The sequence below is a fragment of the Candidatus Nitrotoga arctica genome (assembly GCF_918378365.1).
GTDB lineage: Bacteria > Pseudomonadota > Gammaproteobacteria > Burkholderiales > Gallionellaceae > Nitrotoga > Nitrotoga arctica.
In genome coordinates this window covers 3,154,038-3,168,302 of sequence record NZ_OU912926.1, presented here as the reverse complement: position 1 = coordinate 3,168,302, position 14,265 = coordinate 3,154,038, and the positions used below count along the sequence as shown (strand labels likewise).

17 protein-coding genes are annotated in these 14,265 nt (G+C 50.2%); 8 read left to right on the top strand and 9 right to left on the bottom strand.

Annotated elements, in window-relative coordinates:
• The 5 genes from MKZ32_RS14635 (at position 1) to MKZ32_RS14615 (ending at position 3,100) form a co-directional block, all read left to right on the top strand.
• Positions 1-528, top strand: coding sequence for a DUF3341 domain-containing protein (locus MKZ32_RS14635; protein WP_239797941.1), 528 nt, complete (start codon positions 1-3; stop codon positions 526-528).
• A gap of 71 nt (positions 529-599) precedes the next feature.
• Positions 600-1,064, top strand: coding sequence for a c-type cytochrome (locus tag MKZ32_RS14630; protein WP_239797940.1), 465 nt, complete (start codon positions 600-602; stop codon positions 1,062-1,064).
• A gap of 13 nt (positions 1,065-1,077) precedes the next feature.
• Positions 1,078-2,091, top strand: coding sequence for a hypothetical protein (locus MKZ32_RS14625; protein ID WP_239797939.1), 1,014 nt, complete (start codon positions 1,078-1,080; stop codon positions 2,089-2,091).
• An 8-nt stretch (positions 2,092-2,099) separates the two neighbouring features.
• Entirely contained in the window at positions 2,100-2,699 is a 600-nt protein-coding gene (locus tag MKZ32_RS14620) for a glutathione S-transferase N-terminal domain-containing protein (RefSeq protein WP_239797938.1), read from the top strand.
• The gene (locus MKZ32_RS14615; protein WP_239797937.1) at positions 2,696-3,100 is read left to right on the top strand and encodes a ClpXP protease specificity-enhancing factor; all 405 of its coding nucleotides are present in this window, start codon (positions 2,696-2,698) and stop codon (positions 3,098-3,100) included. Before MKZ32_RS14620 ends, MKZ32_RS14615 begins: the two co-directional genes overlap by 4 nt.
• Before the next feature lie 210 nt (positions 3,101-3,310).
• Here the strand turns inward: MKZ32_RS14615 and MKZ32_RS14610 are convergent, their stop codons facing one another.
• From MKZ32_RS14610 to apaG, 7 genes are all read right to left on the bottom strand, one after another.
• Positions 3,311-4,453: a THUMP domain-containing class I SAM-dependent RNA methyltransferase gene (locus MKZ32_RS14610; protein WP_239797936.1), complete on the bottom strand. Its 1,143-nt coding sequence runs from the start codon at positions 4,451-4,453 to the stop codon at positions 3,311-3,313.
• Between the two features lie 4 nt (positions 4,454-4,457).
• Positions 4,458-4,871 carry a protoporphyrinogen oxidase HemJ gene (gene hemJ, locus MKZ32_RS14605; RefSeq protein WP_239797935.1) on the bottom strand — a complete coding sequence of 138 codons (414 nt, stop codon included), beginning with the start codon at positions 4,869-4,871 and terminating at the stop codon, positions 4,458-4,460.
• A gap of 166 nt (positions 4,872-5,037) precedes the next feature.
• On the bottom strand, positions 5,038-5,652 hold the full coding sequence (locus MKZ32_RS14600) for an alpha/beta hydrolase (protein ID WP_239797934.1): 615 nt from the start codon (positions 5,650-5,652) through the stop codon (positions 5,038-5,040).
• Positions 5,652-5,963: a (2Fe-2S) ferredoxin domain-containing protein gene (locus tag MKZ32_RS14595; protein ID WP_239797933.1), complete on the bottom strand. Its 312-nt coding sequence runs from the start codon at positions 5,961-5,963 to the stop codon at positions 5,652-5,654. Before MKZ32_RS14595 ends, MKZ32_RS14600 begins: the two co-directional genes overlap by 1 nt.
• Positions 5,964-6,003: 40 nt before the next feature.
• Positions 6,004-7,077, bottom strand: a complete 1,074-nt coding sequence (locus MKZ32_RS14590; protein ID WP_239797932.1) for a VanZ family protein — start codon at positions 7,075-7,077, stop codon at positions 6,004-6,006.
• A gap of 113 nt (positions 7,078-7,190) precedes the next feature.
• The gene (locus MKZ32_RS14585; RefSeq protein WP_239797931.1) at positions 7,191-7,799 is read right to left on the bottom strand and encodes a class I SAM-dependent methyltransferase; all 609 of its coding nucleotides are present in this window, start codon (positions 7,797-7,799) and stop codon (positions 7,191-7,193) included.
• 4 nt (positions 7,800-7,803) lie between these two features.
• A complete protein-coding gene (gene apaG, locus MKZ32_RS14580) occupies positions 7,804-8,187 on the bottom strand; it encodes a Co2+/Mg2+ efflux protein ApaG (RefSeq protein WP_239798173.1) in 384 nt (127 codons plus the stop codon).
• Between the two features lie 390 nt (positions 8,188-8,577).
• Between apaG and hemA the strand changes: the two genes are divergently transcribed.
• From hemA to prmC, 3 genes are read left to right on the top strand one after another with little or no spacing between them, the layout of a single operon-like run.
• Positions 8,578-9,831, top strand: coding sequence for a glutamyl-tRNA reductase (hemA, locus tag MKZ32_RS14575; RefSeq protein ID WP_239797930.1), 1,254 nt, complete (start codon positions 8,578-8,580; stop codon positions 9,829-9,831).
• The gene (prfA, locus tag MKZ32_RS14570; protein WP_239797929.1) at positions 9,828-10,916 is read left to right on the top strand and encodes a peptide chain release factor 1; all 1,089 of its coding nucleotides are present in this window, start codon (positions 9,828-9,830) and stop codon (positions 10,914-10,916) included. The genes hemA and prfA overlap by 4 nt, the downstream gene beginning before the upstream one ends.
• On the top strand, positions 10,913-11,773 hold the full coding sequence (gene prmC / locus MKZ32_RS14565; protein ID WP_275584329.1) for a peptide chain release factor N(5)-glutamine methyltransferase: 861 nt from the start codon (positions 10,913-10,915) through the stop codon (positions 11,771-11,773). Before prfA ends, prmC begins: the two co-directional genes overlap by 4 nt.
• Before the next feature lie 77 nt (positions 11,774-11,850).
• Here the strand turns inward: prmC and hemF are convergent, their stop codons facing one another.
• Positions 11,851-12,747 carry an oxygen-dependent coproporphyrinogen oxidase gene (gene hemF / locus MKZ32_RS14560; protein ID WP_239797927.1) on the bottom strand — a complete coding sequence of 299 codons (897 nt, stop codon included), beginning with the start codon at positions 12,745-12,747 and terminating at the stop codon, positions 11,851-11,853.
• A 164-nt stretch (positions 12,748-12,911) separates the two neighbouring features.
• Positions 12,912-14,186 carry a phosphoribosylamine--glycine ligase gene (gene purD / locus MKZ32_RS14555; RefSeq protein ID WP_239797926.1) on the bottom strand — a complete coding sequence of 425 codons (1,275 nt, stop codon included), beginning with the start codon at positions 14,184-14,186 and terminating at the stop codon, positions 12,912-12,914.
• Positions 14,187-14,265 lie beyond the last annotated feature (79 nt).

Here is a 14,265-nt window from a genome sequence, read left to right as displayed (position 1 = left end):
ATGAGCCAACGTCATTTACTGGCACTGTTTAACGATTTTGATGAGGCCGTGGCTGTAATTGCTGAATTGCGCGCGGCCAATATCAAGGGGTTTAACATGGACGACTTGATACTCAAGTCACCCATTGAGCATCCTGAAGTTGAAAAAGTGTTGGGCGACAAGCCAGTCCATGTGCAATGGTTTACTTTAATTGGAGCCTGTATGGGTGGTTTGCTTGCTTTTTTTCTGGTTGCGAGCGCGCAGGCTAACTTCTTTTCCCAAATTAAGGGTGGCAAACCAATTGTGCCATTGCCGCCTGATTTCGTTCTGACTTATGAAATGTTCATTCTCGGGGGTGTATTCATCACCATCCTTGGTTTCTTAATTTGCGCAGGCTTGCCAGCTAAGCGGTCATCGTTATATAGCACCAAAGTATCGGAAGACCAAATTGGTATTTTGGTGAAAGGGGACGAGTCGGCAGTAGCTATTTTTAAGACGATTTTTACCAAGCATAAGGCACTTGAGATTCAGGAAGAGGCGGGAAAATGATGAAATTATCCTTGGCAATTGTATTGCTGTTAGTACCTACGTTTGCGCAAGCATGGCCATGGTCGGACGACATGGCGAACCAGATTAGTATTAAACCACAAGAGAGTGTGGATTTGAAAAATCCTGGAATGAGACCATATCCAAAACATTCAGTTCCAATTCCCGGTGTGTCATCTCTGGTGAAGGATATGGGCGCGTCGGAAAAGCAATTGAATCCAATTCCAGCAGACGACAAATCAGTGGCGCTTGGCGGGAAGTTGTTTCAAATTTATTGCACTCCTTGTCACGGATATTCTGGCAAGGGCGATGGATTAGTGGGAGCGAAATTATTATTAAAGCCGTTTGACTTGACAGCTGATCAAACGAAAGAGCGGTCTGATGGTTTCATTTGGGGCTATATGACGTTCGGGGGTGCGGTCATGCCGTCGTATGCTAATGATCTGTCAGCTACCGAACGCTGGAATGTAATCAACTATGTGCGCAAGGTGCTGCAAAATGGGCAATCTGCTGTGGCAGTAACGCCCGCAGCCAAATAAGGGAGTGCAGCAAATGATTTCGTATAGCAATTGGTCAGTTTTGACAGTTAGTTTTTTGGTGGTGCTTTATCTTGCGCTGGGGGGGGTGACATTGAGTGCAGTGTTGCACTTGGTAGGCGCCCAATGGCGCTATGAAATTCGCCGATTAGCAGTATCTCTGTTTGCACTTTTCCCGTTAGCGTTTGTATTGTTGATCATACTATTGGTTGGCGGCGAAAAAACCTTCCCATGGTTGAGCACGGCCACTGAGCATGGGCATCATCTTCCCGCTTGGCATAACTACACATTTCTGGTGACACGCCAAGTGCTTGGTATGCTGGCAGTGATGACCATTTTTTGGGTATTCATCAAGCGACAGGAGGTGAGTGATCGCAGTAAGGAAGATCAGCAACGCTTTCATAATATTGCAAATTGGATTCCCTATACTTTTGTATTATACGGCACTATGATAGCGTGGGACTTTGAGATGACGCTGGTGCCATCTTGGCACAGTGCGATTTATGGCATGCAGCATTTCATTAGTAATTTCAACATGTTCATGGCTTTCCTTGTGACGTGGATTTACGTATTGAATACGCGTGGCAAATTGGTGCGCCCCGTTGAAGATTATGTTTACAACTACCTCGCGCAGATGATGTTCGCATTCACTTTACTGTTTATATATACTTTCTTTGCACAATATTTAGTCATCTGGTATCCAAATCTCCCCAACGAAGTGGATCGCGTGATGGGGATGCAGAATGGCGACTACAGCGTGCTATGGTGGTCGATGATAACTCTTAAATTTATTATTCCATTTACAGTGCTGGCCATGCGTCCGTCACGGCACTCACCGCCCATTATCTTGACAGTGGCTGCTAGTATTATCGTCGGAACGTTGTTTGAAAGGTATGTTTGGATTTCTGGCGTAAATGGAACCGGCACTATGCCAGTGTTTGCTGTTCTTGTTATTGTCCCAGTATTGGCCGTTATCGGGTTCCTGCTGGTGCGTCGTATGATGGCCCGTAGTCATCTGATAAAAGTGTGAGCCGCGCTATGATGACGCTTTACTCGGGAACAACAGACCCGTTCAGTCAGCGCTGCCGTATCGTGTTGTATGAGAAAGGGATGGATTTCCAGATCATTGATGTCGACGTGTTTAACAAACCCGAAGATCTCATGATAATGAATCCATATAATATGGTACCAGTGCTGGTAGAGCGGGACTTGGTTCTGTATGAATCCAATATCATTAACGAATATATTGACGAACGATTTCCACATCCGCAGTTGATGCCTGCCGACCCTGTAATGCGTGCGCGTGCCAGATTATTTTTACATCGCTTTGAGAGTGAGATGTTCTGTCACATTGGTGCACTGGAAAGTGGAGTGCAAAAGACCGCAGATAAGGCACGTCTATCAGTACGCGACAGTCTGACCCAGATTGCCCCAATTTTTGCCAAACAAAAATTCATGCTGAATGATGAATACTCTATGCTTGACGTGGCAATAGCCCCATTGCTATGGCGACTGGATTATTATGATATTCAACTTGCCAAGGAGGCTGCGCCGCTGATGAAATATGCTGAACGATTGTTTTCGCGTCCGGCCTATATTGAAGCGATGACGGCAGCCGAAAAAGCGATGCGGAAGTGAAGGAGTTTTCCACAAAACCATATTTGATACGTGCGATTTACGACTGGTGTTCCGACAGTGCTTTAACTCCTTATTTGGCAGTTAAAGTAAGTGAGCAGACGCGAGTACCAAAGGCCTATGTTAAGGATGGCGAAATCGTGATCAACCTTAGCATGGATGCAGTGCGTAACCTGCATATTGGTAATGAGGAGATTACCTGCGGTGGGCGCTTTGGCGGTGTATCGCATGGACTGGTCGTGCCGATAGATGCTGTGATTGGTATTTTTGCCAAGGAAACTGGGCAAGGACTGGTCTTTCAGGGAAACGACTCTATACCGACACTTCCAACGGATAGTGGTAGTGCGACTTCGCCAGATAAACCCACGCTTCCTGGCAAACCGCGACTTAGAGTAGTGAAATAAAATCCCCATAGAAATATTGTGTGGCTTGTTCAGCCCAACAATTTCATTTCAGCAGGTTTAATGTTTCGCCCTTGGGCAAAGTTCAAACACTGTGCCCCTCATTGTCACTAATTTCTCCAGCGTACGTGTCGAGTTGACGGAACGTTCTATTGGACTAGAAACATTGTTTGGCCAATGGCAATGGCTTGAATTTTTCACATATAATTTTATTCAAGTGCGATTGCTCCCCGCCACCATCTTGTATTCAAATAGACGACATTCAATTGCGCCGTTGAATAGCAGGGTGCGGCGTGAAACGGACAGACGGATGAACTTCGGCATGCGTAAATCGGAAGTGAACAGATAGGCATTCCAGCCGCCGAATTTTTTCTTCAGTACGTCGCCCAGCTTTGGGTATAACTCTTGCAGCTCTTCCAGGTCGCCCATGCGCTCGCCATAAGGCAGGTTCGCTACCAGTACGCCATAGTCGGCGGGTGCGGAAATCTCCAGCACGTTTGCTTGATTGAGCGACACCGCTTCCAGCAAGCCTGCGTTTTCCAGATTGAGGTGTGCGGCTTTAAGTTCGTCACCATATAAATCGCTGCCGAAAATCGGCAATGCGCCAACCGGTTTTTGTGCTGCTTGCGCTTGGCGGCGCATGTCGCTCCACGCGGAGGCGTCGAAATCTTTCAGTTTCTCGAAGGCAAAACTGCGGCTAATGCCGGGGGCGATGTTAAGTGACATCAGTGCCGCTTCAATCAGGAAAGTGCCACTGCCGCACATCGGGTCAAGCAACGGCACGCCGGGCTGCCAACCCGTCAGCAGTAAAATGCCCGCAGCCAGATTCTCGCGCAGGGGAGCAACGTTGGTGTACTGGCGCACACCGCGTTTGAACAGCGCATCGCCGGAAGTGTCGACATACAGCGTCATGCGGCTGGATTCAAGGAAGGCATGGATGCGGACATCTGGTGTATGTGTATCCACGTTGGGACGTTCGCCGGTGAGCGCGCGGAATTTATCGCACACAGCATCCTTGATTTTCAGTGTGGCAAAATCCAGGCTTTTTAAGGGGCATTTAATTGCCGTCATATTGACTCGGATGGTGTGTGTGGTGCCGAACCAATCGTTCCACGGCAGCGCATAGGCGGTATCGAAAATGTCCTGCTCGTTGCGATAATGTGCTACCGCCACGCGCCACAACACGCGACTGGCAATGCGGCTGTGTAGATTAATACGGTAGCTTAACAAAAAGGGGCCGGTGAAATGCACGCCCCCATCGGTGGTACGCACCTCTTGCGCGCCGAGCGTATTCAGTTCATTGGCTAGCATTGTTTCCAAGCCGCGCGGACAGGGTGTAAAAAAATTTTCAAGCATTTATTTATACAGGTTTGACGATTACAAGAATGATGATGGCAATCATAAGCAGCACTGGAAATTCATTGAACCAGCGGTAGAATACATGACTACGCGTGTTGCGATCGGTTTTAAAGTCGTGTAGCAGCTTGCCACAATATACGTGGTAGGCGATTAACAATAACACCAGTGTGAATTTGATGTGCATCCACCCACCGGTTACACCATACCCAATCCACAGCCATAATCCAAAAATGGCAGTCAGCACTCCACCCGGAGTCATGATGCCGTAGAACAATTTGCGCTCCATGATTTTGAATCGCTCGATGCTGGTCTTATCATTGCTCATGGTGTGATACACGAACAGACGTGGCAGATAGAACAAGCCAGCGAACCAGGTAACCATAAAAATCACATGCAATGCTTTAATCCATAACATAATTTATTTATTTTAAAGTACAAGTATAAATTCAAAACCTTAAGCGAGATAAAGATTGCAAAGAGGGTAAGCAGTCAATCCGCAAAGCGGGCTGGTCGCAAATAAACTTTAACGAGCAGTATATGTTTTATATGTAAGCGATAAAATTTATTGAGCAGCACCTCAGTCATAGTGCTTGTCCCAGGAAATTCTGACGCACAATCTCTTTCAACTGATCCAGACGGCCATGGAAAAAATGTACCGCTCCCGGTAATACTACGATAGGCAAGAGTTGCGGGCGTGCCCATTGCATAACATCCGTCAACGAGACCACTTCATCCAGCTCACCATGGACCAGTAGCGTGTTGCGTGGCACGGGCGGCATCGCATAACGCATCACTGCCGGTGCGATCAGCACCAGTTGACGCGGAGGCAGTTGCTGTGCCGCACGCGCCTGCACATAACCACCGAAGGAAAAACCGGATAGGATCAGCGGCAGGTCGCCATATTTACTCAATGCATAGCGCGTTACTGTGAGCGCATCATCTACTTCACCATTACCATTATCAAACTCGCCGTTGCTGGCACCTACGCCCCGAAAATTGAAGCGCAACGCGGCGAATCCTAGTTCGGCAAAAGTCTTGGCCAGTGTAGTTACGATCTTGTTTTCCATCGTTCCGCCCACAGTGGGCAGCGGATGTGCTATCACCGCGATAGCACGCGGTGCAACATCCGGTATATGCACCACAACCTCCAGTTTACCCGCTGGGCCGGGGATAGAAACTTCTTCTAATGTGGGCATTAAATTTTCAGGCGTTCCACCACACGTCCATTCTGTAAGTGTTCAACGATGATTTCGTCGAGGTCGCTCTCATCCATATACGTGTACCATACCCCCTCGGGATACACCACCAATACAGGTCCTTCATCACAACGATTCATGCAACCTGCCGAGTTGATGCGGATATGATTTGTTTCGTTAGACAGTCCAAGTGCTTGGACTTTATCTTTAACATAGTCGCGCATCCATTGCGCACCAATGTTATTGCAGCACTCCGCGCCTTCTTCGCGTTGGTTAGTGCAAAAGAAAACATGCTTTTGATAGTAGCTCATACAAGACCTCACAAGAATAAATTTTAATTATACAACCTCTCTACGATGTACTTTTAACGCGCCAAAGGTAGCCAAGCATGAGAAACGGAAACACTAATGCAATAGTTTGCGACAAACCATTGTAATTTAGCAGGTGGCCGTAATTCCATTGGTACAGGCGCATGGCTGCAGAAGGCTCACCGCTATCCACTATCCAGTGTGCCAACACCCAATAACCTAGTGCAACCAGTGCGGCACATTTCGACAGTTGCGTGCGGGATAATCGGCTAGCAGAGATCAGTACCAGCACGCCCGCGAAAATGCCCAGCATGGCCTCACCGTTTAGCCATAACAGCAATGCCCATGATTTGAGAAGTATGGCGGCTGCGGTGAACTTGGCCACCGCCACCGCACACAATACCAGCAACAGCGTGCTGGCCGCTTGGCGGCGTATGCGCAGCAAGGTTAGCAGCAACATTCCCAGCATCAGCATATTGAGCAGTACCGCCATGCTTTCCATCCAATTAAACGGCTCAGGCTGAACCACGACGAAAGGTGCCCGCGCCACTTCGCTAATGAACACATTGCCAAGCATGGGCAGCGAAGGATTGACTTGTGCGAACATCCACAGCGCTACCAACGCCAAGCCGAAATTCACACCTCCTCCGCCATGAAACAAACGCATACGCCAATGCGTCAGGTGCAGAGCAAACCATTCACGTGGCGCAATGCTAACTGCCAACAACGCACCCGCTAGCGTGCCGCTACTGTTGGCGAACAAATCGAGATTGGAACTAATACGTACAGGCAAATACATTTGTGCGTATTCCATCATGGCGGAAAGTACTACTCCGCCCAACGTGGCAAGCAGTACAGTCCAGCTTACGCTGAAGCGCGCACGTAATGCCAGTCCAAGCAATAGTCCAAACGGTAGATAACCGAGCAGATTAGCGGCGGCATCGAACCAAGTGTATTGCAGGAATAACGGCAAAGCCAACACAGCAGAAAATTCCAACCCCTGCTCCTGCCAGCCCGAAAACGGCGATAAGCTGGCATACATGATAAACAGTGCATAACCTGCGGCAAGGTATGTCCGTAGACGCGCGCGCGAAGAAGCGATGATGGTTTCTTTCATAATCGAATAAGTTTATCCGATTATTCTATTTTGCTCATTTACGTAGTGTAATATTTTACCGTGAGGAGGTAGCGCAATGGTGCCAATTGCGGCGGAATGGGATCGGAATTTTTCTAATTTTTAGAGGCATCCTTATGCAATTCAATCAAGCGGAACCAGCCGTTTGCAAGCACAGGTTCATTGGACAATATCCGCAACCCCGGTACCGCTTCCAGTACCTCCTCAAACACCACGTCGAGCCGTGTGGCCAGCCGTCCCATCAGGGGGGTCAGGCCACGCCTCACCCAGGCGCGTTCTCCACGGCGCAGGAACTTATCGAAGAGCAGAATATGACCACCGGGCTTGAGCACGCGCGCCGTTTCGGCCAGGCAATATTGCGGTCGCGATACCACTGCCATGATTAGATGCAGTACTACATAATCGAAACTATCTGGAGCGAATGGTAAGGCCATGCTGTCGCCGCGCACCCACTGCAAGCGTAATCCGGCAGCCTTTTTCTTGGCCTGCGCCAGCATGGCACCGGTCAGATCTAGCGCGGTGTATTCATGGCGAGGCGGTAAAAAAGGGAAGTCCAATCCGGTGCCGGCACCACTAAGCAGCACGCGCGCTACACCTTGTTGCGGTAGCCTTGCCAGACTGTGCTGGCGTGCGCTACGAGTGGCGCGATCAAGGAAAACATCATAAAATGGAGCGATGAAACGGTAGCTGGTTTTTAGTGACATTGCGTTAGTGCAGCACGCGCGGAACACTCAATACGAATTGGGGAATGGGAGCGTCAAATTTAGTGCCGTCCTCCGTGACCATCTGGTAGCTGCCAGACATAGTACCCACCTGCGTGGCAAGCACTGTACCGCTAGTATATTCAAAACTTTGGTTTGGCTGAAGAACCGGTTGCTCACCCACGACCCCTTGACCACGCACTTCCTGCATATACTGATTGGCATCGGTAATAATCCAATGACGACTGATCAGCTTGGCAGTGGTATCGCCTTCATTAGTTATGGTGATGGTATAAGCGAAAACGAAGCGATTATCGGCTTCATCGGATTGTTCGGCCAAATAATTTACTTCGGTGGTGATTTTTATTTTGAATTTATTGTCTTTTTCCATCATGGTATTACACATTATTTTCTTCAGTATGACAAGGCTAACTGAGACTTGAACTTTAAAAGCAAAGTGAGTCCTAATATCAGGTTAGCATTAGCCATTATCAGTTTAATTTAGCAGGGTTATGAAAGTCAGGTCACGGAACTGACAATAGGGTGCTTCTCTGTATTGCATGGAAGTATTATTTCCCATCATTTTGTATTATTTCTGTATAACAAATCGCTTCTTTACTGCACTACAGAAGTTATGGAATTTTTAATAATTGCGATTGAAGCCAGCAGTGTTGTAATTATTCCATAAATTCTGAATTTTATTTGATTTTAGTTGACTGGTATTGAGGGTGTCTAGCAACTATAATTGCGCCCTTGTTTAATTTTTGGTCTTTTCAAGACTATGCAATTATTCGCCTTCGGCATTAACCATCAGACCGCGCCACTTGTTGTGCGTGAGCAGATTGCGTTCAATGTCGATGCAATGGAGCCAGCCCTGCGCGATTTGGTCGGACAGGGTGCAGCCAAGGAAGCGACTATACTTTCCACCTGCAACCGCACCGAGGTGTATTGCAGTACGCACAAGCCGGCGCAGATCATTAACTGGCTAGCCAGTTATCATGAATTACAGCCTCGTGAAATTGAGCCGTATCTCTACACTTTGCCGCATGAGCAGGCGGTGAAGCATGCTTTTCGCGTCGCCAGCGGGTTGGACTCGATGGTGTTGGGTGAACCGCAAATTCTGGGCCAAATGAAGCAGGCAGTGCGTTATGCGGAGCAAGCTGGCACGCTGGGTTTTCTACTGCATAAGTTATTTCAGCGCACCTTCTCGGTGGCGAAGGATGTGCGTACCCAGACCGAAATTGGATCAAATTTAATTTCCATGGCGGCGGCGGCGGTCAAGCTGGCCGAGCGCATTTTTCCCAGCATTGCGGAGCAGAGTGTATTGCTCATTGGCGCGGGGGAGATGATCGAACTGAATGCCGTGCATTTCGCGGCTAAATTGCCTAAGCATATTACCGTTGCAAATCGCACTCTGGAACGTGCCCAAGTGTTGGCGCGGCGCATTAGCGGACATGCGATCACGTTGAGTGAATTGCCGGAACAACTCGCACAGCACGATATCATCGTAACCAGTACCGCCAGCCCGCTGCCGATACTGGGTAAGGGCATGGTCGAGCGCGCCCTTAAGGCGCGCAAGCACCGTCCTCTTTTCATCGTCGATCTCGCCGTTCCGCGCGATGTAGAAGCCGAAGTGGCCGAACTAGACGATGTGTTCCTGTATACCGTTGATGATTTGGCCGAAGTTGTGCGCGATGGCTTGGATGCACGTCAGGGTGCGGTGAAAGAAGCCGAAGTGATTATTAATTCTGGTGTGGTGGATTTCATTCACTGGATGGAATCACGTGAGGTAGTGCCCACTATTCGCGCGTTGCGCGATCATGCTGAACGCCAACGTCGGCACGAGATGGAAAAAGCTTTGCGCCTGCTGACCAAAGGCGAAGAGCCGGAAAAGGTACTGGAATCTTTGAGCAATGCGCTTACCAATAAATTTTTGCACGCGCCAACCCATGCGCTGAACCATGTTCAAGCCGAAGAGCGCGAAGCTTTCCTTGATATGGTGCACCGAATTTATCACATGCGCCCCCCCGAATGAAACCTAGCATTGCCACTAAACTCGCCCAATTGGGCGAGCGTCTGGACGAGGTCCGCCGTCTGTTAAGCAGCGAAAATGCCACTCGCGATATGGAAAGCTATCTCAAGCTCAATCGCGAACGCGCGGAGCTGGATCCCGTGGTGGAGCTGTACCATGCCCATCAAGCTTGCGCTGATGATATCGCAACCGCACTGGAAATGGCGGATGACCCGGAAATGCGCGAATTTGCTACGGCTGAGGTGAAGCAAGGGCGGGAACGGCTGGAGCAGATCGAGGTGGATTTGCAGAGGCAGTTGCTGCCGAAGGATCCCAATGATGATCGCAACGTATTTCTCGAAATCCGCGCGGGCACAGGCGGTGACGAGGCGGCATTATTTTCCGGCGACCTGTTTCGCATGTATGCGCGTTTTGCCGAACGTAACCGCTGGCAGGTTGAAGTCATTTCCGAAAGTTGTGGCGAAAAAGGTGGCTTCAAGGAAATCATCGCACGCATAGTCGGGCAGGGTGCATATTCAGTACTCAAGTTTGAGTCTGGCGCGCATAGAGTACAGCGTGTGCCCACCACCGAAACGCAAGGCCGAATTCACACGTCGGCCTGCACCGTGGCAGTGCTGCCGGAAGCGGATGAAGTCAGCGATGTGGTGTTGAATCCTGCCGATTTGCGCATCGACACCTTCCGCGCTTCGGGTGCGGGCGGGCAGCATATTAATAAAACTGATTCGGCCGTACGCATAACACACCTGCCTACGGGTACCGTGGTGGAATGCCAGGATGGCCGTTCGCAGCACAAAAACAAGGCCCAAGCACTGGCAGTTCTAGCCGCACGCATCAAGGACAAAGAAGAGCGTACCGCTCACGCCAAGCAGGCCGCCGAGCGCAAGTCGCTGGTAGGGAGCGGCGATCGTTCTGAACGCATACGCACTTACAATTTTCCGCAAGGCCGTGTCACCGACCATCGCATTAACCTTACACTGTACAAGATGGATCACATTATGGATGGCGACATCAGCGAGATGTGCAATGCATTGATGTCGGAATATCAGGCAGAGCAGCTGGCGGCGCTAGCGAATGAAGGCAGCAGCTGAACTTTCGGCGCACCATACAAGAAGTTTTGCTTCAGGATGCAGCACGTCTGACTGAGGCGTTGGCGATAAACCCCAGCAGCGCACGCATCGAAATACAGTGTTTGTTGCAACAAGTGTTAAAAGTCCCGCGCGCCTGGTTGCTGGCGCACTCCGAGCACTATCCGAACGAAGCCGAGCAAACGCCTTATCATGAATTGTTGCAGCGCCGCCTCCGAGGAGAGCCTGTTGCCTATCTGCTGGGTGAACGCGAATTTTTCGGGTTAATGTTCAAGGTGACGCCCGCTACTCTAATTCCCCGTCCAGAAACTGAATTACTGGTTGAATTGGTCTTGTCGCGTATTCCGCAGCAGGGTTTGTGCCGTGTGCTCGACCTGGGTACAGGCAGTGGTGCAATTGCTCTGGCGGTCGCCCATGCGCGCCCAGATGTTGAGGTGCTGGGCTGCGATGCTTCCACTACGGCATTGGCGGTTGCGCACGCAAACGCACAGCAACTGGCCATCGCCAATGCAGCTTTCATACATAGCGACTGGTTTGAGGCGCTCACGACACAAAAATTTAACATCATTGTATCCAATCCGCCCTACATCGCGGCTGGCGACCCCCATCTGGCGCGGGGTGATGTGCGCTTTGAGCCAATATCCGCGCTTGTATCCGGCAGCGATGGCCTGCACGACATCCGTCATCTGGTGGCTCATGCTCCAGGCTATCTTGAAACCGGTGGCTGGTTGCTCCTTGAGCATGGCTACGACCAAGCCGCACAGGTTCGTGAATTGCTGCAGCAGGCGGGGTTCGACGTAGTGTTCTCGGCGTGTGATCTGGCGGGGATAGAGCGGGTTAGCGGCGGACGCATCGCTTGAGGACGTTCGCAACCGATCAAGTTAGTTGCGCTGCAATTATTGGTTCAATAACTAACTTCAATAACTAACAGCGAAATCTACACCCAATTCTTGGGCACTAAAAATTTCTCATACAACTCCGCCTCATGCGAGCCCTTCTCCGGGTGCCAGTCATAGCGCCACTTCACCAGTGGTGGCATGGATAGCAGAATAGATTCGATACGCCCATTGCTTTGCAGTCCGAAGATAGTGCCACGGTCTATTACCAGATTGAATTCGACATAACGACCGCGCCGATAAAGCTGGAAGTCACGTTCACGCTCACCGTAGGGCGTGTCCTTGCGGCGTTCAAGAATAGGCACATAGGCGGAAATCAAGTGATTCCCGACGCTTTGTTGAATGGCGAAAGCAGTAGCAAAATCCGGTTCGCTCAAGTCGTCGAAGAAGATACCGCCAACGCCACGCGGTTCTTTGCGATGCTTGAGAAAGAAATATTCGTCGCACCACTTTTTGTATTTTGGAAAGAGATGATTGCCAAACGGCGCCAGCGCGTTCTGGCAAGTCTGATGGAAGTGCACGGCATCTTCTGTGAAACCATAATAGGGGGTTAAATCCATGCCGCCGCCAAACCAGAATGCGATTTCACCATTATTTTTTTTCGCCATGAACATGCGCACATTCATATGCACCGTGGGTGCATAAGGGTTACGCGGGTGGAATACCAATGACACGCCCATTGCCTCCCATGTGCATCCTGCCAATTCCGGACGATGTGCGGTAGCGGAAGGAGGCATCTTGTCGCCCGTTACATGAGAGAAAGCTACCCCGCCGCGTTCCAGGACGTTTCCTTCCTCGAGGATGCAGCTTCGGCCGCCGCCACCTGCCGGGCGATCCCAACTGTCACGCCGAAATTTATTGCCGTCCACCTGTTCCAAACGAGTCACAATCCTGTCTTGTAACTCGAACAAGAATTTTTTGACTGCGGCACTATCCATGCTTTCTCCAATTGGTTTCGTATTTATTTGCAGATGAACTATCACTCACCCATGCACGCATTTCTTGAGTCTTCACAGATGCTGCATCGCGCGGTTGTATATAGAAAAGCCCAAGTTATATCGATATTTTATGGGATTGAAACAGCAACTTTCTGAAGAGGTTGCTATTTCCTGGGTAGGGTAGCGCGATAGCCAATATCGTGGCGCATTTGACAGCCCTCGAAATGAATATTCTCGGCAACTTGATAAGCACGGCGCTGCGCAATTTTCACGCTATCGCCCAACGTAGTAACGCATAACACACGTCCACCGCTGGTGACTACTTTGTCATCCTGCATGATGGTGCCGGCATGAAATACATGTGCATCTTCCTGTGCTTTGGGCAGGCCGGTAATGACATCGCCTTTTCGCGGCATGTCGGGATAGTTGGCAGCGGCTAGTACCACACCAAGCGCAGCGCGTCTGTCCCATTCCGCCTCCGCCTTATTTAACATGCCGTTGATTGCATGATTCAGTAGCACCAGCAGATCGCTCTTCAGGCGCAACATGATCGGCTGGGTTTCTGGATCACCCATGCGACAATTAAACTCTAGCACCTTGTAATTATTTTGAGGGTCTATCATAAGACCGGCATATAGGAAACCGGTGTAAGTTATCCCTTCTTTTTCCATGCCCTGCACCACTGGCAGTATCACCTCGCGCAACACGCGCGCATGCAGTTTTGGTGTCACCACCGGTGCAGGAGAATATGCGCCCATGCCGCCAGTATTGGGCCCATGATCGCCATCCAGTAGCCGTTTATGATCCTGGCTAGTCGCCAGTGGCAGCACATGTTTGCCGTCCACCATGACGATGAAACTGGCTTCCTCGCCGACCAGAAACTCCTCGATTATCACGCGCGCGCCGGCATCCCCCAACTTGTTGTCGGACAACATCATGGTTATGGCTTCATGAGCTTCCCGTACTGTCATGGCTACAACCACGCCCTTGCCTGCAGCCAAACCATCAGCCTTGATCACAATGGGCGCACCCTGTTTTTCAACATACGCACATGCGCCCGCTATTTCGCTGAAGGTCTGGTAAAACGCAGTTGGAATATGGTGGCGCACCATGAAATTTTTGGCGAAATCTTTGGAGCTTTCCAGTTGTGCAGCCGCTTTGGTAGGGCCGAAAATTTTCAGACCAGCGGCACGAAAGTCATCCACAATGCCCATTGCCAACGGTGCTTCCGGGCCGACTACAGTAAGGTGGATTTGCTCGCGTTGTGCGAATGCGATGAGATCTGGAATAGCTGTGATGGCAATATTCTCCACGCCGCTTTCAAGCGCGGTACCGGCATTGCCTGGAGCGACATACACCCTTTGTACCTTGGTGGCTTGCGCCAGACGCCATGCCAGTGCGTGTTCTCGACCACCGCTCCCGATAACCAGAATTTTCATAACATAACCCCAAATTTGTCATAGAGGTCAGATCGACAAAAAGCATGGAGCAAGTAAGGCGGGCTTCTGTCTCTGAGGT